The organism is Bradyrhizobium sp. AUGA SZCCT0160 (genome assembly GCF_018130105.1).
GTDB lineage: Bacteria > Pseudomonadota > Alphaproteobacteria > Rhizobiales > Xanthobacteraceae > Bradyrhizobium.
This window is the reverse complement of record NZ_JAFCMD010000002.1, coordinates 116,465-135,876: the sequence shown is the minus strand read 5'-3', so window position 1 is coordinate 135,876 and position 19,412 is coordinate 116,465. Positions and strand designations below refer to the sequence as shown.

Below are 19,412 nucleotides of genomic sequence, written 5' to 3'. Positions count from 1 at the left end.
ACATAATTCCGGCGGGGAGACGAAAGCCGTGAGGCGTCAAACAGCAACAAGCGGGATCAATCCCGCCGGGTCGGGCCGCGCATTGCGGCTCGACCCTCTTTCCCTTCCGCTCCGCTTCGATGCGCAGGACACCCGCGCCGACGGCGGCGTGCGGCAGATAGAACTTCACCGCGAACGCGTCGTGCTGCGCCGTGCCGTCAAGGGCATGCAGATGGCCGTCAACGTTCGCGTCAGCGATTTCCTTGGCGTGGCTTTGCGCGGTCTCGACGACGCGCAGATGCTGGTGCTGGTGCATCGCGACCCCTCGCTGAACATTCCGCTTGGCGTCAGCTCCGATGCCGAGGAGCTTTCTTCCGCCTGGCAGATGTGGAGCGATATCTTCGCGCTTCCGCTATTGCCGGAGGACAAGCGCCGCGATCCGGCCCAGCGCCGCCGCCGCCACAACGCGATCCGCGCCCGCCGCCCGAAATTTCTGGTGCGCCGCCGCCCCGGCGATTTGCTCAATCCGGCGAGTATCCACCAGGGCGAGCGCGAGATCATCGCGAGGGATTGAAATTGTTTTCGTAGGGTGGGTTAGCCGAAGGCGTAACCCACCGCTGTGCGGAAGATCAAGATGGTGGGTTACGCTTCGCTAACCCACCCTACACTTCAGCGCATCACCGCATCCAGCAGCAATCCCGCAAACAGCAGCAGCCCCGCATCGCGGTTGGATTTGAAGATGCGCAGGCACAGCGCGGGATCGCTGATGTCCAAGCGCCGGATTTGCCAGACCAGGTGAACAGCGAACGCGACCAGCCCGATCCATGCCGGCCATCGCGCCCCGCCGAGCACCAACGCGACGCCGATCAGCACCACTGCCAGTGAATAGAACACGACCAGCGCGCGATGCGTCGCCGCGCCGAACAGACGCGCGGTCGATTTGACGCCGATCAGCGCGTCGTCCTCGGCGTCCTGATGCGCGTAGATGGTGTCGTAGCCGATCACCCAGGCGATCGAGCCGGCATAGAGCACGAGCGCGGTCAGATCGACGCGTCCGAGCGTGACCGCAAATCCCATCAAGGCGCCCCATGAGAAGGCAAGGCCGAGCACGACCTGCGGCCACCAGGTGATGCGCTTCATGAAGGGATAGACCGCGACGATGATCAGCGACGCGATGCCGGTCATGATCGCGAAGCGGTTGAACTGCAGCAACACGGCGAGCCCAATCAGCGCCTGCAGCACCAGCCACGCCAGTGCCTGCGGCACGCTCACCTGTCCGGCCGGAATCGGGCGCGACCGCGTGCGCTCGACCTTGCCGTCGAGATCGCGATCGGTGATGTCGTTCCAGGTGCACCCCGCCCCGCGCATCACGAAGGCGCCGATGAAGAACAGCACGATGACGAGCCACAATTGACTGGCGTCGCGCGCGATGCCGGCGGCCAGCGCCGCCGACCACCAGCACGGCATCAGCAACAGCCAGGAGCCGATCGGCCGGTCGAAACGGGAAAGCCGCAGATAGGGCCGCGACCAGGACGGCGCGCGCGTATCGACCCAGTTGCCGGTGGCGTCGGCAACGCGGGCCGTAGCGTCGCTCATCGGAAGGCGGTCATCGGGTGAGAACGTTGCCGTTCAGCGTATCGAACGTGCTGCCGCCCTTCCGCACGGTTTGCGCCTCGGGCAGCGCCGCCGAAGAACCGAGCGCTTCGCTCAGGCTCGGCGCGGCCGCGCGCTGCGCCTGCGCGCCCTGCTGCGCCACCGTGCAGACCTGCTTTTGCATTTTTTCGGTGTTCTTGTGGCCGTTCTTGAGCTGCTCGGCGATCTGCGGCGGAATTCCGCATTTCGCGGAATTGGCCTCGACATATTTGATCATCTTGACTTCGGCCGCGCTGTAATTGCCGATCAGCTTGCAGGCCTCGTCCGGCGACGCCTTGCGATCGCTGGCGGCCTTGATCAGCTTGCCGCGCTTCTCGGCTTCCTCGCGCAACGGGACGAAGTTCTTCATGCAGGCATCCTGCGCGCCGCCGGCTTGTGGCGGCGGCGCCGCTCCGCGGTCGAATACCGAACCGCCCCCGACAGGGGCGGCTCCCGCCGACGGGAACGGTGAAGGACCCCCCACCGATGCCGCTGGCGCCCCGCCGTTCACCGGCGGAAACGGCGATGCGTTGCTGGCCGCGGCGGGGGCAGCCTGTCCGGGCAGCGGCGCCGGAAATGGGGTCTGCGCAAAGGCCTGCCCCGCGAGAACGGTCACGGCAATCGTCAGCGGCACAATGAGACGGCGGATTTTCAAAGGTGTTTCTCCGGCAAAGGTCCAGCAGGGCCCGGGCGACTTCCGATCGAAGCACAATTCCGACGGGGCTTTTTACGATTCCTGCCGGCCCTTAACAACCCGTGGATTTAGGCGGCAGCGCGGCGCTGGGCCGCACCGAATCATTAAATTGTCCCCGGATTCTAGCCCTTTAGGCTAAAACCGGCGCGAAACGGAACAATCACAGATGCCTGAACTCGATTTTCGTGCCCCTCGCCTGTTCGTCGATGCCCCCTTGAGCCCGGGCGAAAGGGTCGCGCTGGAGCGCAACCAGAGCAATTATCTCGGCAATGTGCTGCGGCTTGCCGCCGGCGAATCGATCCTGGTGTTCAACGGCCGTGACGGCGAATGGCAGGCGCAGATTATCGGGCGGAAGCGGCCCGACAGCCTTGAGATCCTCATTCAGAACCGGCCGCAGGATCGCCTGCCCGACATCGCCTACGTCTTTGCCCCGTTAAAGCATGCCCGGCTCGACTACATGGTGCAGAAGGCGGTCGAGATGGGCGCCTCACGGCTGCAGCCGGTGTTGACGCGTTTCACCCAGGTCTCGCGGGTCAATGGCGAGCGGATGCGCGCCAATGTCATCGAGGCCGCCGAGCAATGCGGCATCCTGAGTCTCGCCGATGTTGCCGAGCCGATGCCGCTCGATCGCTTTCTGAGCCAGCGCCAGCCGGAGCGCCTCCTGGTTTTCTGCGACGAGGCCGCGGAAACCACCTCGCCGCTGCAGGCGCTGCAAAACGCGTTAACGGCGGCTGGCGGCATCGACATCCTGATCGGTCCCGAAGGCGGATTTGCCGAGGAAGAGCGCACGCTGCTGCTGCGCCAGCCGCGAACCCTGCGGCTTTCCCTTGGCCCCCGAATTTTGCGCGCCGATACGGCCGGCGTCGCGGCGCTGGCGCTGGTGCAGGCCGCGCTCGGCGACTGGGCCGGGCCGGGTTAGCCAGCCGAGGCCGTTAAGCCTCATTGAACCCCGCGTTAAGCGACGACACCAATCTCTGTCGAAACCCTGCCCCGGCCATGCTAAGGCCTCCGCCACCAAACGCTCGATACCTCTAGGAACCCGTTTTTCGGGATATTTGGACGCGAAATGACCGTAACCGCCGCCATCGATGGTGCCGCCGGGTCCGCCACCTGGGTGGACGCGCTGCTTTTGTCGTTTGCGCAGGCCGGCTACGCCCAGGCTGAACCGGCGATTTTGCAGCCGGCCGAGCCGTTCCTCGACCTCTCCGGCGAGGACATCCGCAAGAGCCTCTATCTGACCACCGACGCCAGCGGCGAGGAACTTTGCCTTCGTCCCGATCTCACCATTCCGGTGGCGCGGGACTATCTGGCCTCGGGCCGCGCCGGCCAGCCCGCGGGCTTCAGCTATCTCGGGCCGGTGTTCCGTTATCGCGACGGTCAGCCGAGCCAGTTCCTGCAGGCCGGCATCGAATCCTTCGGCCGGCAGGATCGCGCCGCGGCGGATGCGGAAATGCTGGCGCTGGCGCTGGAGGCGACTTCGGCGTTCGGCCTGAGCGATGTCGAAATCCGCACCGGCGACGTCGCGCTGTTCACCGCGCTGATCGATGCGCTCGAACTTTATCCGGTCTGGAAGCGGCGGCTGATCAAGGATTTCAACCGCAAGGTCAGCCTCGCCCAGGACATCGAGCAGCTGACACTGGCGACCGCCCCCGGCCGCAATGAATATGAAGGCGTGCTGGCAGCCCTTGCCGGCTCCGACCGCAAGGCCGCGCTGGCGCTGGTCACCGACCTGATGTCGATCGCCGGCACCACCAATGTCGGCGGCCGCACGGTTTCCGAAATCGCCGACCGCTTTCTCGAACAATCGACGCTCAAGAGCGGCTCGCTGCCGCGCGACGCGCTCGCGACCATCAAGCGCTTTCTTGCCATCGCGGGCGACCCCGATGACGCGGTGGCGCAATTGCGCGCGCTGGCCGAGGACACCAGGCTCAATTTGACGGCGGCGATCGATCAGCTCGAAAGCCGCGTCGGCTTCATGGCCGCGCGCGGCATCGACACCAGCCTGACGCGTTTTTCGACGTCGTTCGGACGCGGCCTCGACTATTACACCGGCTTCGAGTTCGAACTGCACGCCAAAGGTCGCGTCAAGGACAACGGCGTCGAGCCGCTGGTGGCGGGCGGGCGCTATGACGGGCTGATGACCCAGTTGGGCTCGGCCGCGCCGATCCCGGCGGTGGGCTTCTCGGTCTGGATCGAAGCCCTGACGCAACTCCGCAAACCGGTCGGGAACGCATCATGACCGCGCCCTTCGTTCTCGCCGTTCCCTCCAAGGGCCGCCTGCAGGAAGAAGCCCAGGCGTTCTTTTCGCGCGCCGGCCTCAGCCTCGCCAAGCCGCGCGGCGCGCGCGATTATCGCGGCACGATCTCCGGGCTCGACAATGTCGAGATCGCCTATCTCTCGGCGAGCGAGATTGCCTCGCAGCTCGCCCGCGGCATGGTGCATCTTGGCGTGACCGGCGAAGATCTCCTGCGCGAAAGCATCGTGGACGCCGACAAGCGCGTGCTGTTGATCGACAATCTCGGCTTCGGCAGCGCCAATGTCGTGGTCGCGGTACCGCAGGCCTGGATCGACGTTCGCACCATGGCCGATCTCGACGACGTCACGACGGGTTTCCGCGCGCAGCATAACCGGCGCATGCGGGTCGCGACCAAATACATCAACCTGACCCGGAACTTCTTTGCCACCCACGGCGTGGTCGACTACCGCATCGTCGAGAGCGCCGGCGCCACCGAAGGCGCGCCCGCGGTCGGCACCGCCGAGATGATCGTCGATATCACGACAACAGGGGCTACCCTCGTCGCCAACGGCCTCAAGGTGCTTGACGACGGCGTGATCCTGCGCAGCCAGGCCAATCTCGTCGCCTCAAAGGATGCCGACTGGTCGAGCGGGGCGCGCGAGACCGCGCGCGTCATCCTCGATCACATTGCCGCACGCGCGCGCGCCGCCAAATATCGCGAAGTCCGTACCCGCTTTGCCGGTTGCAACGACAGGCTGCTGACCGAGGCGCATAACCGCTTCGGTGTCGTCGCCCCGTTCGGCGGACCGACCTCGTCGGGCATGCTGACGCTGCACTGCCCGCCGTCGAAGCTCTACGCGCTCGGCAGCTTCCTGCGCGAGCACGGCGCCGATACGGTTTCGGTGGCTTCCCTCGAATATGTGCTCGACCGGGAAAACCCGCTGTTCGCCCGGCTCGAGGCGTTTCTGCGACAATAAGGCGGCTGTGTTTTCAAAGCGGCTCTTGTTTTCGTTCATCGTAGCGACAGCCAGTGGCAAGTAACATATGCTGTTGGGAGCATGATCCGGAAAAAGCCTGCCCCGCACTTGATGCGGGGTGGGCACCGGTTTTCCGAAGAGATCATGCTAAAAACATATGGATGATTTGGAACCTGATCGATGACGCTTGGCTCTGACGTTTCCGGCCTGTCCACCACCGCGGCGAGCGCCGCGGCGCGGGGGCTGTCGATTGTCGTGCCTGTCTATAACGAGGCCGCCGGGCTCGCGTTGCTGCACGAGCGGCTGATCGGCCTCGCCAGGACATTGCGGCAGCGCTACGGCCTCGCCAGCGAAGTGGTCTATGTCGACGACGGCAGCGCCGATACCACGCTCACGATCGCGCGCACCCTGAAGGCCGACGCGCTCGACGTTCAGGTGGTGTCGCTGTCGCGCAATTTCGGCAAGGAAGCCGCCTTGATGGCGGGGCTCGACCATGCGCGGCGCGGCGCGGTGCTGTTCATGGACGGCGACGGCCAGCATCCGCCGACTTTGGTCGAGAAGCTGGTCAGCCACTGGATCGATGACGGCTACGACGTTGTCTATACGGCGAAGGCGCATCGCGACAATGAATCGTTTCTGCGTCGTCTTGCCGTGCACGGCTTCTACGCGCTGATCAATTACGGCGCACGGCAGAAAATCCCCGAGGATGCCGGCGACTTCCGCCTGCTGTCGCCGCGCGCCGCGGCAGCGCTCAAGCAGCTGCCCGAGCGCAATCGCTTCTTCAAGGGTCTGGCGAGCTGGATCGGCTTTCGCCAGATCCGCGTCGATTATGAGCCGGCGCCGCGCGCACACGGCGTCACCACCTTCAGCGCCGGCCGGCTGGTGGGCCTGTCGATCGAGGGGCTGACCTCGTTCTCGGTAGCGCCGCTGCGCTTTGCCAGCCTGCTCGGCGTGCTGCTCGCCGTGGGCGCCTTTCTGTTCGGCCTGACTATTCTCTGGGAAGTCTTGACCACGGGCAAGCAGGTCCCCGGCTATCCCTCGCTCGTGATCGGCCTGATGACGATCGGCGGCGTGCAGCTGATCATGATCGGTATCGTCGGCGAATATATCGGCAAGATCCTGTCGGAGCTGAAAGCGCGTCCGATCTATTTCGTCGCCGAACACTCCGAGAAGCACGCGGACGAAACGACCACCACAACTGTCAGCGAACGGACCGCCGCGGAATGAACGATGCCGCGCCGCCGCGCCGTATCTGGCTGTGCGCCGATGATTACGGGATCAGCGAGGGCGTCAATCGCGCCATTCGCGAGCTGATCGGCCAGCGCCGCCTCAATGCGACATCGGTGATGGTGGTCGGCCCGGCGATCGGCCGCGGCGAGGTCACGGCGCTGCAGGACGCCGCCGCCGGCAGCCCGCGCTGCGCCATCGGCCTGCATGCGACGCTGACCGCGCCATTCCGGCCGCTGACGATGCACTTCAGACCGACCGATGGCGGCATGTTTCTGCCGCTGCCGGCGATGCTGCGTTCGGGCCTGCTGCGGCGGCTCGATCCCGAGATGATCCATGCCGAATTGATCGATCAGCTGGCCGCGTTCCAGGATCTGTTCGGCCGCCCGCCGGATTTCGTTGACGGCCATCAGCATGCGCAGCTCTTCCCGCAGGTGCGCGATGCGTTTCTGCGCGCGGTGAAGCAGGCCGCGCCCGGCGCCTGGGTTCGCCAGGGCGGGCGCCTGCAGCCGCTGGCCAAACGGCTCGGCGCGCCGAAGGCGCTGCTGCTCGATGCGCTCAGCTCGCGGTTTCGCAAGCTCGCCACCCGTGCCGGTATCCCGTTCAATCCGGCCTTTGCCGGCGCCTATGATTTTTCGAAGACGCCCGATTTCGGCGTCCTGATGGGACAATTCCTGCAGGGCATGCCGGAGGGCGGGCTGGTGATGTGTCATCCGGGCTTCGTCGACGAAACCCTCATCAGCCTCGATCCCCTGACCACACAGCGCGAAAGCGAGCACGCGTTTCTCGCCGGCGCGCAATTGCCGCCGCTGCTGGCAAGGAACAATGTTACACTGGCTTGAGTTTGCTCAATAAACCGGCCGGTCGTTTTGTCGCATACCGAAATTTAATCTGCCCTCCCACTACTTGCGACACAAACCCCGCCCTACATCTGCCCCGCGCTTCGAGGCACCGGGCGCGATGGAGAACGCCATGACACCGCAAGAACGCCAACTGATTGACGATCTTTTCGACCGCCTTGCCAAGCTGGAAAACGCCCCGCGCGATCCCGAAGCCATGTCCGCGATCATGCAGGGCCTGCGTGGTGCGCCCAATGCCGTCTATGCGCTGGTGCAGACGGCGCTGGTGCAGGACGAAGCGCTGAAGCGCGCCAACGACCGCATCCAGCAACTGGAAGGCGGACATGCGGGCGAACAGAATCAACCCGGCGGTTTCCTCGATTCGATGCGTGACACCATCTTCGGGCAGAGCCAGCCGCGCGGCTCGGTGCCTAACGTCCGCTCGCCCGGCATGGGCGGCCGCCCGGTATGGAACAGCGGCGAGGTGATCCAGCAGGCCCAAGGTCCAGGACAGGGACAACCCGGACAATACGGCCAGCCCGGCTACGGTCAGCCGGCCTATGGTCAACCGCAGCAGCAGCAACCGCCGTTCGGCGGCGGCGGCGGCTCGTTCCTCGGAACGGCGGCGGCGGCAGCCGCCGGCGTGGTCGGCGGATCGATGCTGCTCGGCAGCATCCGCTCGATGATGGGCGGCGGCGGCAACCAGCAGGCGGCCTTCGGCGGCGATAGCGGTGGTCATCGCGGCAGCGTCGAAGACCGGCGGCCTGGCGGCAGCGATCAATCCGGCGGCGATTTGGCGCGGGAGGCCGGTGCCAATGACATCGGCTCGTCCGGAAGTTCGCGCACCGGGCTGTTCGACGACAACAACAGCGGTGACAGCTCACGCAGCGGATACTTCGACAACGCATCGAACGAGGACAATTATGACGACATGGATGACGGCTTCGATGGTGACGGCGGCGGCGACGACGATTAAGCCTGAACGACGTCACGTCTGAAAAAGAAAACGGCCGCTCGATCGGGCGGCCGTTTTGATTCCTCTTCCTCGTCGTCCCGGCCTTGAGCCGGGACCCATAACCACCACTGCTCGTGGTAAGCGAAGCTGTGGCAACGGACATACAAAACCAACAGACATCTGTGGTTATGGGTCCCGGCCTTCGCCGGGACGACAGCGATGATTGCAAAACGGCCGCTCGATCGAGCGGCCGTTTTTTTCGAGACCTGGTTTTGCTCAGATCACAACGACCTTGGCGCCGACGCCGACGCGGCCGTAGAGATCGATCACGTCTTCATTGCGCATCCGGATGCAGCCGGACGAGACGTTGGTGCCGATGGTCCAGGGCTCGTTGGAGCCGTGGATGCGGTAAAGCGTCGATCCCAGATACATCGCGCGGGCGCCGAGCGGATTCTGCGGACCGCCTTCCATGTGCCGCGGCAGATCGGGACGCCGCGCCAGCATTTCCGGCGGCGGGGTCCAGGCCGGCCATTCCTTCTTCGCCGAAATCGTCTTGACGCCGGACCAGGTGAAGCCGGGGCGGCCGACGCCGATCCCGTAGCGCAGCGCCTTGCCGTCGCCCTGCACCAGGAACAGGAACTTGTTGGGCGTATCGACGACGATGGTGCCGACACCTTCCTTGCCGTGATAGTCGACAACCTGCTTGTTGTACTTCGGATCGACCGGGCGCTGTGCCGGCTCGAGCGCCTCTTCCTGCTGCTGACGCATCGATTGTTGCGGATCCATCGGCGGCAGGGTGCCGCGCCGTCCGCCATATCCGTACCCCGGCTGCTGCTGGTAATCCGGCTGCTGCTGATAGACGGGCTGCTGCTGATAGCGGCCGCCCTGCACCGGCCCATCGCCGAACAGGAATTCAATGAAGCCGCCGCCCATTTGCGAACGTTCGGCATAGGCGGTGCGTACCGGCGCAGGTTGCGCGGGCCGATTGGCGTAGATCACGGTGGGTTCGGCGAGCGGAGAGGCGTCGATCGCCAACGCAGAATCGGAGAAGCCAAGGCACGACACGCCCGCAAGGAGCGCGAGAGACATTTTTCTGAACATCGACGTACTCTGTACTGTTTCGTCACTGTTAGATCTTGGCGACGCCTGAGCGGCGCCGTTGCACGTGGTCAATAAAGGGTCAAAACCACATCGGTTTGGTAAACAGAAACGGCGTTTGGATTCACCACGTCACAGGTTGCGCGCTGATTTGCCCGGTAGCGTTTATTTTGAGTGAACGCCGCACACGCATGGTTAATCCCTGGTATGCGCTTCGCGCAACACTGCGCCGCGATGTGTTCCCGCGTGAACCTCACGTTAAATCGCATCTGTCTAAAACAGGTCACGGAGTTAAGGGGTGGGAATACATCATGTCGGTTAGTCGCAAACGTTTTCGTATCGAACAGGCCATTTTGGGCGATGTGCCAATACCGGTGTCCGCGGCTGCCGAAGGCGGCGACATCGGCCCGATGCATCGCGAGATCATGAGCGAGCTGCGCTCGATCCGCGCCCAGATGGCCGCGGGCGGTCAAGGCCGCTCAGTTGTGACTGAATCGGCGGAAGCGTCGGTGGCGCGCGAGGTTGCCGAAGCCCAGGCGCTGCTGGAAACCTATCGTGCCCAGATCGAGCAGTGTGAAAAGCTCAAGGTCGAACTCGACCTCATTCACGACGCCATCAACCGCACCAAGCGCGAAATCGCAACGCTGCACGGCAAGAGCTTTGACGGCGGCGAAATGGCCAAGGTCAATGGCGAGCTCGGCGCCGTCGTCGGCGGAACCGAGCAGGCCACGCAGCAAATTCTCGAAGCCACCGAGGCGATCGACCAGGCGGCGACCGCGCTGTCCAAGAACACTTCGCCGGACCAGCAGAAGCTGCTCAGCGAGGAAATCCAGGAACGCGTCATCGCGATCTTCGAAGCCTGCAATTTCCAGGATCTCACCGGTCAGCGCATCAGCAAGGTGATGACCACGATGAAGTTCATCGAGAACCACATCAACGTCATGATGGACATCTGGGGTGGCGTCGACGCGCTGAAGGCGCACGCGACCCCGATCGTCGACACCCGTGAAGGCGACGCCAAGCTGCTCAACGGTCCGAAGCTCGACGGCGACGTCGGCCATGCCTCGCAGGACGACATCGACGCGCTGTTTGATTAGGAATTCCGGCGCGCCGGGCGACAACGCCTGGCGACGTCACGTCGAGAAAAAAAACGCCGGCGCGGAGCCGGCGTTTTTTATTGCGGATGAGGTTAAGGCTTTTGTGGTCTCACGCGCGCGGCGCGCAGCGGACATAGACCATGTTGCCGTAACGAACCCCGGCATCCTTTTCGACGAAGCGGGTCACCAGCACACGGCCGTCGAACGAGACGATCTCGCGATCCTGCTCGCCCGGGGTCGCTCCCGCCGGGCCGATATAATTCTTGCCGCTCGGAGAGCCCTTGAGGCGCAGTTCCTGCGGGGTCGCCTGGTCGGCCAGATGCATGACCACGCCCCCGGAGGTGCCGGCGGTGATCACATAAGGCTGCCTGCACTGATCGCGGGCCATCTTTTCGGTGCGGGCCCGGTCGTTCGGATTCTGATACGAGGCGAGACCCCAGCGGCCGACGATTTCGTCGGAGCGGATCGTCGCCGGCATCTCGGGCGCCACGCCCGGCTCGGGCGGAGGCGCGGAACTTGATGACAGCGACGGCAGGCTCATGCTGCTGCACGCCCCCAGGATTATCGTGAGCGCCGAGGCGATCGCCAGATTGGCAACCACGCGCGCAGTACCGGACCCGATCATCGCATTCCCCCAAACAAGTTTTTTGGCCGCACCCGTCCTGCAGCCAACCGTAAAACACGTGCCGGAGCAATGACGTCCATCAAATTACGCCGCCGCTCCGATTTGGTTTCTCAGGGAGCATCCTATATTGGCCTCACCAAGGCCTTAACCTTTTTTGGGCCTTAACCCCCTTGCTTGACAGGATCGGCGCCAAGCCATATTCCCCGGACCACACATTAGCACTCAAATGCGACGATTGCTAAGGCAAGAATTGCCCGGGGAGTTTGGCCGTCCCGCCCGGGACGGTGTCGAATACCCGGCATTAACAGCCATTTTGATGGCAATCAGACCTGAAACCAAGCCTTCCACAGAGGAAACCTCATGGCCAAATCCAAATTCCGCCCGCTGCATGACCGCGTCGTGGTCAAGCGTATCGACGCCGAAGAGAAGACCAAGGGCGGCATCATCATTCCCGACAGCGCCAAGGAAAAGCCCTCGCAGGGCGAAATCACGGCCGTCGGCCCGGGCGGCCGGGACGAAGCCGGCAAGCTGATCCCGATTGACCTCAAGGTCGGCGACCGCGTGCTGTTCGGCAAATGGTCGGGCACCGAGGTCAAGCTCGACGGTGAGGAACTCCTCATCATGAAGGAATCCGACATCATGGGCGTGCTGGTTTAAGCACCGCCTGACTACCGCCGCACCCTCATTCGTCGGCGCATCCCTTCTTTCCTTCTCCCCTTGTGGGAGAAGGTGGCGCGCAAAGCGCGCCGGATGAGGGGTCTCCATCCGCGGAGACAGACCCCTCACCCGTCACGAACGCGCCTTCAGCGCGTCCGTGCCACCCTCTCCCACAAGGGGAGAGGGGAAGAAGACCCGGCCACGACAGGCGGCAAAACCGTACCCAATCCAATCAGGAGTAAATCCACATGGCTGCCAAAGACGTTAAATTCGCCGGAGACGCCCGCGATCGCATGCTGCGCGGCGTCGATATCCTCGCCAACGCCGTGAAGGTGACGCTCGGCCCGAAGGGCCGCAATGTCGTGATCGACAAGAGCTTCGGCGCCCCGCGCATCACCAAGGACGGCGTCACCGTCGCCAAGGAGATCGAACTCGAGGACAAGTTCGAGAACATGGGCGCGCAGATGCTGCGCGAAGTTGCCTCCAAGACCAACGACACCGCCGGTGACGGCACCACCACCGCGACCGTGCTCGCCCAGGCGATCGTGCGCGAAGGCGCCAAGTCGGTTGCCGCCGGCATGAACCCGATGGATCTGAAGCGCGGCATCGACATCGCGGTGCTGGCCGTGGTCAAGGACATCGAAAAGCGCGCCAAGCCGGTCGCCTCCTCCGCCGAAGTCGCCCAGGTCGGCACCATCTCGGCCAATGGCGATGCCGCCATCGGCAAGATGATCGCGCAAGCGATGCAGAAGGTCGGCAATGAAGGCGTCATTACCGTCGAGGAAAACAAGTCGCTCGAGACCGAAGTCGACATCGTCGAGGGCATGAAGTTCGACCGCGGCTATCTGTCGCCCTACTTCATCACCAACGCCGAAAAGATGACCGCCGAGCTCGAGGACGTCTACGTGCTGCTGCACGAGAAGAAGCTCTCCGGCCTGCAGGCGATGCTGCCGGTGCTGGAAGCCGTGGTGCAGTCCGGCCGCCCGCTCCTGATCATCGCCGAGGACGTCGAGGGCGAGGCGCTGGCGACGCTGGTGGTGAACCGTCTCCGTGGTGGACTGAAGGTCGCCGCCGTCAAGGCGCCGGGCTTCGGCGATCGCCGCAAGGCGATGCTGGAAGACATCGCGATCCTGACCGGCGGTCAGCTGATCTCCGATGAGCTCGGCATGAAGTTGGAAAGCGTCACCGTCAACATGCTCGGCCGCGCCAAGAAGGTTGTGATCGACAAGGAGAACACCACCATCGTCAACGGCGCCGGCAAGAAGCCCGCGATCGAAGCCCGCGTCAGCCAGATCAAGGCGCAGATCGAGGAGACCACCTCGGACTACGACCGCGAGAAGCTGCAGGAGCGCCTTGCCAAGCTCGCCGGCGGCGTCGCGGTGATCCGCGTGGGCGGTGCGACCGAGATCGAGGTCAAGGAGAAGAAGGACCGCGTCGAGGACGCGCTCAACGCAACCCGCGCGGCCGTGCAGGAAGGCATCGTGCCGGGCGGCGGCGTGGCGCTGCTGCGCGCCAAGAAGGCGGTCGGCCGCATCCAGAACGACAATTCCGACGTTCAGGCGGGCATCAACATCGTGCTGAAGGCGCTGGAAGCTCCGGTTCGCCAGATCTCGGAGAACGCCGGTGTCGAGGGCTCGATCGTGGTCGGCAAGATCCTCGAGAACAAGTCCGAAACCTTCGGCTTCGACGCCCAGACCGAGCAGTATGTCGACATGGTCGACAAGGGCATCATCGACCCCGCCAAGGTGGTGCGCACCGCCCTGCAGGACGCTTCCTCCGTCGCCGGCCTGCTGGTGACCACCGAAGCCATGGTCGCCGAGCTGCCGAAGGAAGCGGCCCCGCCGATGCCCGGCGGTGGCGGCGGCATGGGTGGAATGGGCGGCATGGGCTTCTAAGTCTCGCCGACCAATGCAATCATCGAAGGCCGCCTCCGGGCGGCCTTCTTTTTTGGCGACATGATCTGGAGGTTTGCTACTTACGACGACGCTGATTCTCTCCCTTGAGGAATTCCCATGCGCGCACTCCTGCTCTGCCTGCTCGGTCTGGTGACGGCCTCGGACCTGGCTTTTGCCCAGATGAAGCTCCCCTCCAAGGCAGCACCGGCACCCGGCGGCAGCGAAGTCAGGTACTTCACCTCGATCGACGGATTGATGGGCGGCAATGCCGACGTGGTCCTCAAGGAGATCCGCCAGGGCAAAACCGTCACCGCGGCCGTGCTCGACGTCTGCTACCCCGTCGAAAAAGGCTCCGACCGCAAGGACCGCTTCGTCGCCAACCTCACTGTTAATGGCCAGAGCCTGACCGGCTCGACGCAAAGCATCGGTGACAAGCTGCCGGTCACCGTGAACCTCGCGCGCAAGGCCAGCGCCGACGGCTTCGAATTCCGCGGCCGGATCACCATCGGCCAGGCGGTGACGGAAGTGGCCTCGACCGACAATTCCGATCTCAGCGAGAAGGAGTTTTTGGACAACCAGACCACCGATGACGGCATCACGCCAACGCCGAAGGACTTCACCGAGGTGTCGCCGGAATCCATCGGCGTGCGGATAAAGCTGGATGCGGCGCTGGATTTCCTCAAGAGCCTGAAGGGCCAGGAGGTGGAACTCGGCCTGAGCAGTCTCTCGATTTCCTGTGACGCGCTCCGCGCCGGCGAACAGACCATCAATCTCACCGCCGATCCGGAGCGGTCGGCGGCGCTGATCGCCAAGGCGAAGTCGACACCAGGCGTGGTCACCGCGGGATGGACCACCGGCATCGTCGAGATGGACCGCACCATCCGTTTTGCCGCCGCCGACTGGCGCGATGGCGACAAGATCAACAAGGACAAGATCGCCGCCGCAGTATCCGCGGTGCTGTCGAAGACGCTCGCAGCCAAGGCGGCGGGTGCGGCGTGGAACGCCAACACCGGCAAGCTGACGCTGACCTTCAAGCGGCCGAGCGAGATCTACCCGGCGCTTGGCCTCACCGACAGCATCGAGGTCACCGCGCTGGTCTCGCCCGACAAGCCCGGCGCGTCGGACCGGCTGATGCTGTGGATCTCGAGCCCGGTGACATCGACCATCGACGAAGGCGCAGGTCCCAAGCTGAACCTGTCCGAAGGCGCCGGCGGCGAGGAGGAAGGCGGCGAGCCGGAAGACGATAATGGTTCGGTCGAGGCGCTCGCCAGGGAGTTCAAGGGCCAGCGCTGGGACATCGACAAATCGGCCTGGAAATAGCGGTTTTCAGCCGTTCCCTTTCTCGATCCTTTCTAAATCGCTGAAGGCGGCTTTCCGCGCACCGCTCCATGCGGTCAGCGCATTTGACATGCCGCACCCGAGCGGCAATGAAACACCCTGATCTTGCAATGGCTTCCAGGGTGCCACGCTGAATGACACGTTATGATGTCGTGATTGTCGGCGCCGGCCTTGGCGGCCTCACAGCTGGAGCGATCCTGGCGCGCGCCGGCCGCAAGGTGCTGGTGGTCGAGCGCAGCAATTCGGTCGGCGGTGCGGCGTCGAGCTACAAATCCGGCGAGCTGTTTGTCGAGGGATCACTGCACGAGACCAGCGACCCGAACGACCCGCGCGACCCCAAACATGACGTGCTGACGCGTGCCGGCGTGATCGACGCCGTCAAATGGATTCCGTCCGGCGCGTTTTACCAGGCGCGCGGCGGCCCGCTCGATCAGCCGTTCCTGATGCCCGACGATTTCGACGCCGCGCGCCGTGCGTTGACCGAACGCTTCCCGGAGGCGCGCCGCGGCATCGATCAACTGCTCGGCGAGATGCAGCACATCGTCGCCGTCATGAGCCGGTTCTCGCGAGGCGACGACGCAACGGAAACCTCGCGCGACCGTCTCGGCGCCCTGATCAAGCTTTTGCCTGACGCCGCGGATTGGCCGTTGTCGCTGTCGCAAAAGCTCGACCGCGTATTCGGCGACAATGAAGCCGTCAAATGCGCGCTTGCCGCCAACCTGTCCTATTTCCACGACGACCCCGCCACGCTGTGGTGGATCTATTTCGCGATGGCGCAGGGCAGCTACCTCCAGAGCGGCGGCCGCTACGTGCAGGGCGGCTCGCAGCGGCTCTCCAGCGCGCTCGCCCGCGCCATCAAGGTGGCCGGCGGCGAAGTGCTGCTGCGCCGTGTCGTCAGCGCCATAGCGCTCGGCGACGGCGCCAAGTCCATCACCCACACCGCCAAGGACGGCAGCGATCCCCGGACCGTGCAATGCGCGCGGATCATCGGCAACGCCGCGCCCGCAGCCCTCGAACCCCTGATGCAGGCGGACGCCGCCAAGCAACTGAGGCAAACTTACGCCCGGCAGGCGCCCTCGACCTCGCTGTTCGCGCTGACGCTCGGGCTGTCAAAACCGCCGTGCGAATTCGGTATCGCCGCCTACTCCACGCAATTGCTGCCGCCCTGGATGAAGCGATTGACCGACTATGCGCAAGGCGCCGCGCTGATGGCGGAAGAGCCCGGCGAGCGCATGCCGCCGATGTCGGTGGTGGACTATGCCGCGATCGATTCCGGCGTGCCGGCGCCGCCCTATGTGCTTTCGATCCTCGGCCCCGATCTGTTGTCGAACTGGGACGCCTCCGACATGGACGCCTATCGCGAGAAGCGCGGGCGCTGGCAGGAGGCGATCGTGCGCTATCTCGCCGCGATCTATCCGGGGCTTGGCGAGGCCGTCGTTGCGTCCTCGTTCAACAGCGCGCTGTCGGTGCGGCAATATCTCAACGCCCCCGACGGCGCGGTTTACGGCTTTGCGCCGACCCCGCCACAGGCGATCTGGAGCAACCCGTTCCGCTCGCCGCGCACGACGGTATCAGGGCTTTATCTGGCCTCCGCCTATGCCGGCTTCGGCGGCTACACCGGCGTCGTGCAATCGGCCGGTCTCTGCGCGGATATGATCTTGCGGGAAGGGTGACACGCGCCGCGTCGTCATTGCGATTCTGCTCTCTCCACGCGTCGTCCCGGCCTTGAGCCGGGACCCATACTCCGCGGCGGTTGTTGTTTCAGAAGGTCGCTAACGCCTGCGCTCTCACCGATGGGCCGCGGCGTATGGGTCCCCCGATGCGCAATTGCGCATCTGAGATCGGCGCTCGCGCTGCTCGCTTGTCCGGGACGACGAAAATTATTCTCGCGACGCGCTGCGCCCGAGTGGTTGCTGCCGTTTCTCCCCAAAACAAGAGAGCAGGGAATGCCGGATGCGCGCTGCACCCGCGTCCGCACCTGGTTCGGAGAGCGGATTTACGTCGTTGCTGATCCGTCCTACGCGCTGGGCCGTAGCTCTCCCACGGTCTGGCTCTTTCCGTCGACGATCGGGCAGCGCACCCGCTGCAGCTCGGCTTCACCTCCACCTAGGCAGCGCGCCGCTGCTCTGCGGGGGCATATAGACTCAACGCCGAAAGTTCCCGGTCTATGCGTGTCTGCAAGGCTCGGCGTTCTTCGTCAGAAGAGGATGAATCGCGCAGCCTGCGATAATGTTCGATGACCTTTTCATGCCCGCGAACGAGGAAAGCATCGAGCTCAGACATGCTCGGCCCTCCCGGCTGCGTTCGGCGGGACAGGCAGAGTGAATGGAAAGGTATTTTCCGAAAGGGAGTTCAGGGCGGACTGTTCTTCGTCCATCCGGCGCATAATGTAGGCGCGTTCCAGGTCCGATAGCTGCGTCGCGAGCAGCCTGCGGTAGCGATGGATATTGTCGCGGTGGGCACGCAAGCGGGCAAGTTTTTCATCCAACATCATCGTCTCCTGACGGTCGTCGTGTTTTCCTTTGAGACTGGAAGGGGAAAGGCCCCGCGGAAAAATTAGGCGGCCGGCCTTTACTGTCAAGCCGGCTGATGCCTGAAAAAATCGGTAACCAATCAGCCGCCTCACCCTAAAAAAAATTTCGCGCTCCCCTTGAACTTTTTTCCACTCTGACAATTCTTATGGTCGCCGCAGACAAAGCGGCCGGGGTGCCCATCGGGGCCCCGGACATGAGGCGGGCGCCGGAAGGTGTCCGGTGCCAGCTCGTACCCAACTTGCTCTTTGGAGGATTTGGCTATGAGGTATGATTGGACTCCCCTGTGGAGGTCGACGATTGGCTTCGACCGCCTGTTTGACGTTCTCGACGAGGTCCAGCGGGCCAGCGAAGAGAGCTATCCCCCCTACAACATCGAACGTCTCGACGAAAACCGCTTCCAGATCTCGGTGGCGCTCGCCGGCTTCACGCCGGACGAGGTGGCGCTGACCATGGAGCAGAATGTCCTGACCCTGGAAGGCCGCAAGGCCGACAAGGACGAAAAGACCTTTTTGCATCGCGGAATCTCCACGCGGTCATTCAAGCGTCAGTTCACCCTGGCCGACCACGTCGACATCAAGGGTGCACGCTTCGAGAACGGCCTTCTGGTCATCGAGCTTCAGCGGGAAATCCCCGAAACCATGAAGCCGCGCCGCATCGCAATCAGCGACGGCACCGGCAAGGTGAACCAGATCGAGGCCAAGGCGGCCTGACCGACTGAACCATCAGGATCGATCGCCGCGCGGGGCTTCCCGCGCGGCAGCTCATCAACGCGTCTATTGATTTGGAGGCAGCCATGCGGCCGACGCCCGCACAGCACGATAACGTGTTCGACTTCGACTTTCTGCTCCGTCCCGGCACGGCATTCGAACATCCCCGGGATGTGGTTTGTCACCCGGGTCTAACGCTTGCCGAGAAGCGCGCCATCCTCGCATCCTGGGCTTCCGATGCCTCTGCGATGGCATCATGTCCCACATTGCGCGCGCCTGAAGGGCTGAGAGCGCCCGTCCACATCGACGACATCCTGGCAGCGCTTTGCGCACTCGACGGAAACGGCCCGCGCCATCCGCCCGGCGGAAAGCCAATGCGCCTGCGCTCAACCGTGCGCCAAGCTGCAGCCTGATTCAGCGGGAGGAACAATGGAAAAGTCCAGCGAACTGCCGCGCGAATTCGAACGGGTCGAGAGAGCGCTGGCACAAAATCTGGAAAACGAGGTGCGGGCCTGGAGACACGGTCGGTCGCTTCGACACAGCGTGACCGCAACCGGCGTTCCGGTCTTGCGACGGTCTGCGCGAAAGCCTCGTCTCCTGCGGGCCGACGTGTGGAGATGAGCATGCCGTATCACGTCTATACGAGGAGCGGCCCCAGTGCCTTCGGGGTGATCGTTGAAACGGCGCGCGATGCCGTCACAAAGGCCGCGCAATTTGCTGAAGAAGGACATCCAGAGGTCCTGATCAAGGACCTTCTTGGGCACATTCTCTCTCATGCCGAAGTCGCCGCCCTGGCTGAAGGCGAAGATGGCCAGGGCACGTAGAGCCGTGACAGGACGCCAACATCACGTTCGCCAATTGAGGCCGGTGTAGCACAAGTCATGTCGACACCGGCCATCGACATGATCTTGCGCGGGGTTGA

General features: G+C 64.1%; 21 protein-coding genes. 15 read left to right on the top strand and 6 right to left on the bottom strand.

What is annotated here, in order from left to right:
* Positions 1–28: 28 nt before the first annotated feature.
* Positions 29–553 (top strand): DUF6101 family protein, encoded by a 525-nt coding sequence (locus tag JQ558_RS04235; protein WP_212292979.1) that lies wholly within the window; start codon positions 29–31, stop codon positions 551–553.
* A 95-nt stretch (positions 554–648) separates the two neighbouring features.
* Here the strand turns inward: JQ558_RS04235 and ubiA are convergent, their stop codons facing one another.
* A complete protein-coding gene (gene ubiA, locus JQ558_RS04230; RefSeq protein ID WP_212292978.1) occupies positions 649–1,575 on the bottom strand; it encodes a 4-hydroxybenzoate octaprenyltransferase in 927 nt (308 codons plus the stop codon).
* Between the two features lie 10 nt (positions 1,576–1,585).
* Positions 1,586–2,266, bottom strand: a complete 681-nt coding sequence (locus JQ558_RS04225; protein WP_212292977.1) for a hypothetical protein — start codon at positions 2,264–2,266, stop codon at positions 1,586–1,588.
* Between the two features lie 205 nt (positions 2,267–2,471).
* Between JQ558_RS04225 and JQ558_RS04220 the strand changes: the two genes are divergently transcribed.
* The 6 genes from JQ558_RS04220 (at position 2,472) to JQ558_RS04195 (ending at position 8,560) form a co-directional block, all read left to right on the top strand.
* Positions 2,472–3,224: a 16S rRNA (uracil(1498)-N(3))-methyltransferase gene (locus JQ558_RS04220; protein WP_212292976.1), complete on the top strand. Its 753-nt coding sequence runs from the start codon at positions 2,472–2,474 to the stop codon at positions 3,222–3,224.
* Between the two features lie 147 nt (positions 3,225–3,371).
* Positions 3,372–4,544: an ATP phosphoribosyltransferase regulatory subunit gene (locus JQ558_RS04215; RefSeq protein WP_212292975.1), complete on the top strand. Its 1,173-nt coding sequence runs from the start codon at positions 3,372–3,374 to the stop codon at positions 4,542–4,544.
* Complete coding sequence (gene hisG, locus JQ558_RS04210) at positions 4,541–5,518, top strand: ATP phosphoribosyltransferase (RefSeq protein WP_212209644.1); 978 nt, start codon at positions 4,541–4,543, stop codon at positions 5,516–5,518. The genes JQ558_RS04215 and hisG overlap by 4 nt, the downstream gene beginning before the upstream one ends.
* A gap of 180 nt (positions 5,519–5,698) precedes the next feature.
* Positions 5,699–6,745 carry a glycosyltransferase family 2 protein gene (locus JQ558_RS04205; RefSeq protein ID WP_212209643.1) on the top strand — a complete coding sequence of 349 codons (1,047 nt, stop codon included), beginning with the start codon at positions 5,699–5,701 and terminating at the stop codon, positions 6,743–6,745.
* A complete protein-coding gene (locus tag JQ558_RS04200; RefSeq protein ID WP_212209642.1) occupies positions 6,742–7,587 on the top strand; it encodes a ChbG/HpnK family deacetylase in 846 nt (281 codons plus the stop codon). The genes JQ558_RS04205 and JQ558_RS04200 overlap by 4 nt, the downstream gene beginning before the upstream one ends.
* A 130-nt stretch (positions 7,588–7,717) precedes the next feature.
* Positions 7,718–8,560 (top strand): DUF2076 domain-containing protein, encoded by an 843-nt coding sequence (locus JQ558_RS04195; RefSeq protein ID WP_212292974.1) that lies wholly within the window; start codon positions 7,718–7,720, stop codon positions 8,558–8,560.
* 255 nt (positions 8,561–8,815) lie between these two features.
* Here the strand turns inward: JQ558_RS04195 and JQ558_RS04190 are convergent, their stop codons facing one another.
* The gene (locus tag JQ558_RS04190; RefSeq protein WP_212209640.1) at positions 8,816–9,640 is read right to left on the bottom strand and encodes a L,D-transpeptidase; all 825 of its coding nucleotides are present in this window, start codon (positions 9,638–9,640) and stop codon (positions 8,816–8,818) included.
* A 308-nt stretch (positions 9,641–9,948) separates the two neighbouring features.
* On the opposite strand from JQ558_RS04190, the gene JQ558_RS04185 reads away from it, so the two are divergent.
* Positions 9,949–10,734: a protein phosphatase CheZ gene (locus tag JQ558_RS04185; protein WP_212209639.1), complete on the top strand. Its 786-nt coding sequence runs from the start codon at positions 9,949–9,951 to the stop codon at positions 10,732–10,734.
* A gap of 109 nt (positions 10,735–10,843) precedes the next feature.
* Here the strand turns inward: JQ558_RS04185 and JQ558_RS04180 are convergent, their stop codons facing one another.
* Positions 10,844–11,359, bottom strand: coding sequence for a hypothetical protein (locus JQ558_RS04180; RefSeq protein ID WP_212209638.1), 516 nt, complete (start codon positions 11,357–11,359; stop codon positions 10,844–10,846).
* Positions 11,360–11,719: 360 nt separating this feature from the next.
* On the opposite strand from JQ558_RS04180, the gene groES reads away from it, so the two are divergent.
* The 4 genes from groES (at position 11,720) to JQ558_RS04160 (ending at position 16,922) form a co-directional block, all read left to right on the top strand.
* Positions 11,720–12,016 (top strand): co-chaperone GroES, encoded by a 297-nt coding sequence (gene groES / locus JQ558_RS04175; RefSeq protein WP_192738881.1) that lies wholly within the window; start codon positions 11,720–11,722, stop codon positions 12,014–12,016.
* Between the two features lie 248 nt (positions 12,017–12,264).
* Positions 12,265–13,911: a chaperonin GroEL gene (gene groL / locus JQ558_RS04170; RefSeq protein ID WP_212209637.1), complete on the top strand. Its 1,647-nt coding sequence runs from the start codon at positions 12,265–12,267 to the stop codon at positions 13,909–13,911.
* Between the two features lie 117 nt (positions 13,912–14,028).
* Positions 14,029–15,231, top strand: a complete 1,203-nt coding sequence (locus JQ558_RS04165) for a hypothetical protein (RefSeq protein WP_212275005.1) — start codon at positions 14,029–14,031, stop codon at positions 15,229–15,231.
* Between the two features lie 152 nt (positions 15,232–15,383).
* Positions 15,384–16,922, top strand: a complete 1,539-nt coding sequence (locus JQ558_RS04160) for an NAD(P)/FAD-dependent oxidoreductase (RefSeq protein ID WP_212292973.1) — start codon at positions 15,384–15,386, stop codon at positions 16,920–16,922.
* A 433-nt stretch (positions 16,923–17,355) separates the two neighbouring features.
* Here JQ558_RS04160 and JQ558_RS04155 read toward each other — a convergent pair whose 3' ends face one another.
* Both JQ558_RS04155 and JQ558_RS37095 read right to left on the bottom strand, forming a co-directional pair.
* Positions 17,356–17,532: a hypothetical protein gene (locus tag JQ558_RS04155; RefSeq protein WP_212292972.1), complete on the bottom strand. Its 177-nt coding sequence runs from the start codon at positions 17,530–17,532 to the stop codon at positions 17,356–17,358.
* On the bottom strand, positions 17,525–17,923 hold the full coding sequence (locus JQ558_RS37095; RefSeq protein WP_249142339.1) for a hypothetical protein: 399 nt from the start codon (positions 17,921–17,923) through the stop codon (positions 17,525–17,527). Before JQ558_RS37095 ends, JQ558_RS04155 begins: the two co-directional genes overlap by 8 nt.
* Positions 17,924–18,043: 120 nt before the next feature.
* Here JQ558_RS37095 and JQ558_RS04145 point away from each other — a divergent pair, with 120 nt between their 5' ends.
* From JQ558_RS04145 to JQ558_RS04135, 3 genes are all read left to right on the top strand, one after another.
* Entirely contained in the window at positions 18,044–18,493 is a 450-nt protein-coding gene (locus JQ558_RS04145) for an Hsp20 family protein (protein WP_212209633.1), read from the top strand.
* An 83-nt stretch (positions 18,494–18,576) separates the two neighbouring features.
* Positions 18,577–18,903, top strand: a complete 327-nt coding sequence (locus tag JQ558_RS04140; RefSeq protein ID WP_212209632.1) for a hypothetical protein — start codon at positions 18,577–18,579, stop codon at positions 18,901–18,903.
* Positions 18,904–19,113: 210 nt separating this feature from the next.
* Positions 19,114–19,314 (top strand): hypothetical protein, encoded by a 201-nt coding sequence (locus JQ558_RS04135; RefSeq protein ID WP_212209631.1) that lies wholly within the window; start codon positions 19,114–19,116, stop codon positions 19,312–19,314.
* Positions 19,315–19,412: the final 98 nt, after the last annotated feature.

Excerpts from the sequence above, each read along its gene's own strand:
- ubiA (WP_212292978.1), bottom strand. The coding sequence starts at position 1,575 with ATGAGCGACGCTACGGCCCGCGTTGCCGACGCCACCGGCAACTGGGTC.
- JQ558_RS04220 (WP_212292976.1), top strand. The coding sequence starts at position 2,472 with ATGCCTGAACTCGATTTTCGTGCCCCTCGCCTGTTCGTCGATGCCCCC.
- JQ558_RS04215 (WP_212292975.1), top strand. The coding sequence starts at position 3,372 with ATGACCGTAACCGCCGCCATCGATGGTGCCGCCGGGTCCGCCACCTGG.
- hisG (WP_212209644.1), top strand. The coding sequence starts at position 4,541 with ATGACCGCGCCCTTCGTTCTCGCCGTTCCCTCCAAGGGCCGCCTGCAG.
- JQ558_RS04205 (WP_212209643.1), top strand. The coding sequence starts at position 5,699 with ATGACGCTTGGCTCTGACGTTTCCGGCCTGTCCACCACCGCGGCGAGC.
- JQ558_RS04200 (WP_212209642.1), top strand. The coding sequence starts at position 6,742 with ATGAACGATGCCGCGCCGCCGCGCCGTATCTGGCTGTGCGCCGATGAT.
- JQ558_RS04195 (WP_212292974.1), top strand. The coding sequence starts at position 7,718 with ATGACACCGCAAGAACGCCAACTGATTGACGATCTTTTCGACCGCCTT.
- JQ558_RS04190 (WP_212209640.1), bottom strand. The coding sequence starts at position 9,640 with ATGTTCAGAAAAATGTCTCTCGCGCTCCTTGCGGGCGTGTCGTGCCTT.
- JQ558_RS04185 (WP_212209639.1), top strand. The coding sequence starts at position 9,949 with ATGTCGGTTAGTCGCAAACGTTTTCGTATCGAACAGGCCATTTTGGGC.
- JQ558_RS04180 (WP_212209638.1), bottom strand. The coding sequence starts at position 11,359 with ATGATCGGGTCCGGTACTGCGCGCGTGGTTGCCAATCTGGCGATCGCC.
- groES (WP_192738881.1), top strand. The coding sequence starts at position 11,720 with ATGGCCAAATCCAAATTCCGCCCGCTGCATGACCGCGTCGTGGTCAAG.
- groL (WP_212209637.1), top strand. The coding sequence starts at position 12,265 with ATGGCTGCCAAAGACGTTAAATTCGCCGGAGACGCCCGCGATCGCATG.
- JQ558_RS04165 (WP_212275005.1), top strand. The coding sequence starts at position 14,029 with ATGCGCGCACTCCTGCTCTGCCTGCTCGGTCTGGTGACGGCCTCGGAC.
- JQ558_RS04160 (WP_212292973.1), top strand. The coding sequence starts at position 15,384 with ATGACACGTTATGATGTCGTGATTGTCGGCGCCGGCCTTGGCGGCCTC.
- JQ558_RS04155 (WP_212292972.1), bottom strand. The coding sequence starts at position 17,532 with ATGTCTGAGCTCGATGCTTTCCTCGTTCGCGGGCATGAAAAGGTCATC.
- JQ558_RS04145 (WP_212209633.1), top strand. The coding sequence starts at position 18,044 with ATGAGGTATGATTGGACTCCCCTGTGGAGGTCGACGATTGGCTTCGAC.
- JQ558_RS04140 (WP_212209632.1), top strand. The coding sequence starts at position 18,577 with ATGCGGCCGACGCCCGCACAGCACGATAACGTGTTCGACTTCGACTTT.
- JQ558_RS04135 (WP_212209631.1), top strand. The coding sequence starts at position 19,114 with ATGCCGTATCACGTCTATACGAGGAGCGGCCCCAGTGCCTTCGGGGTG.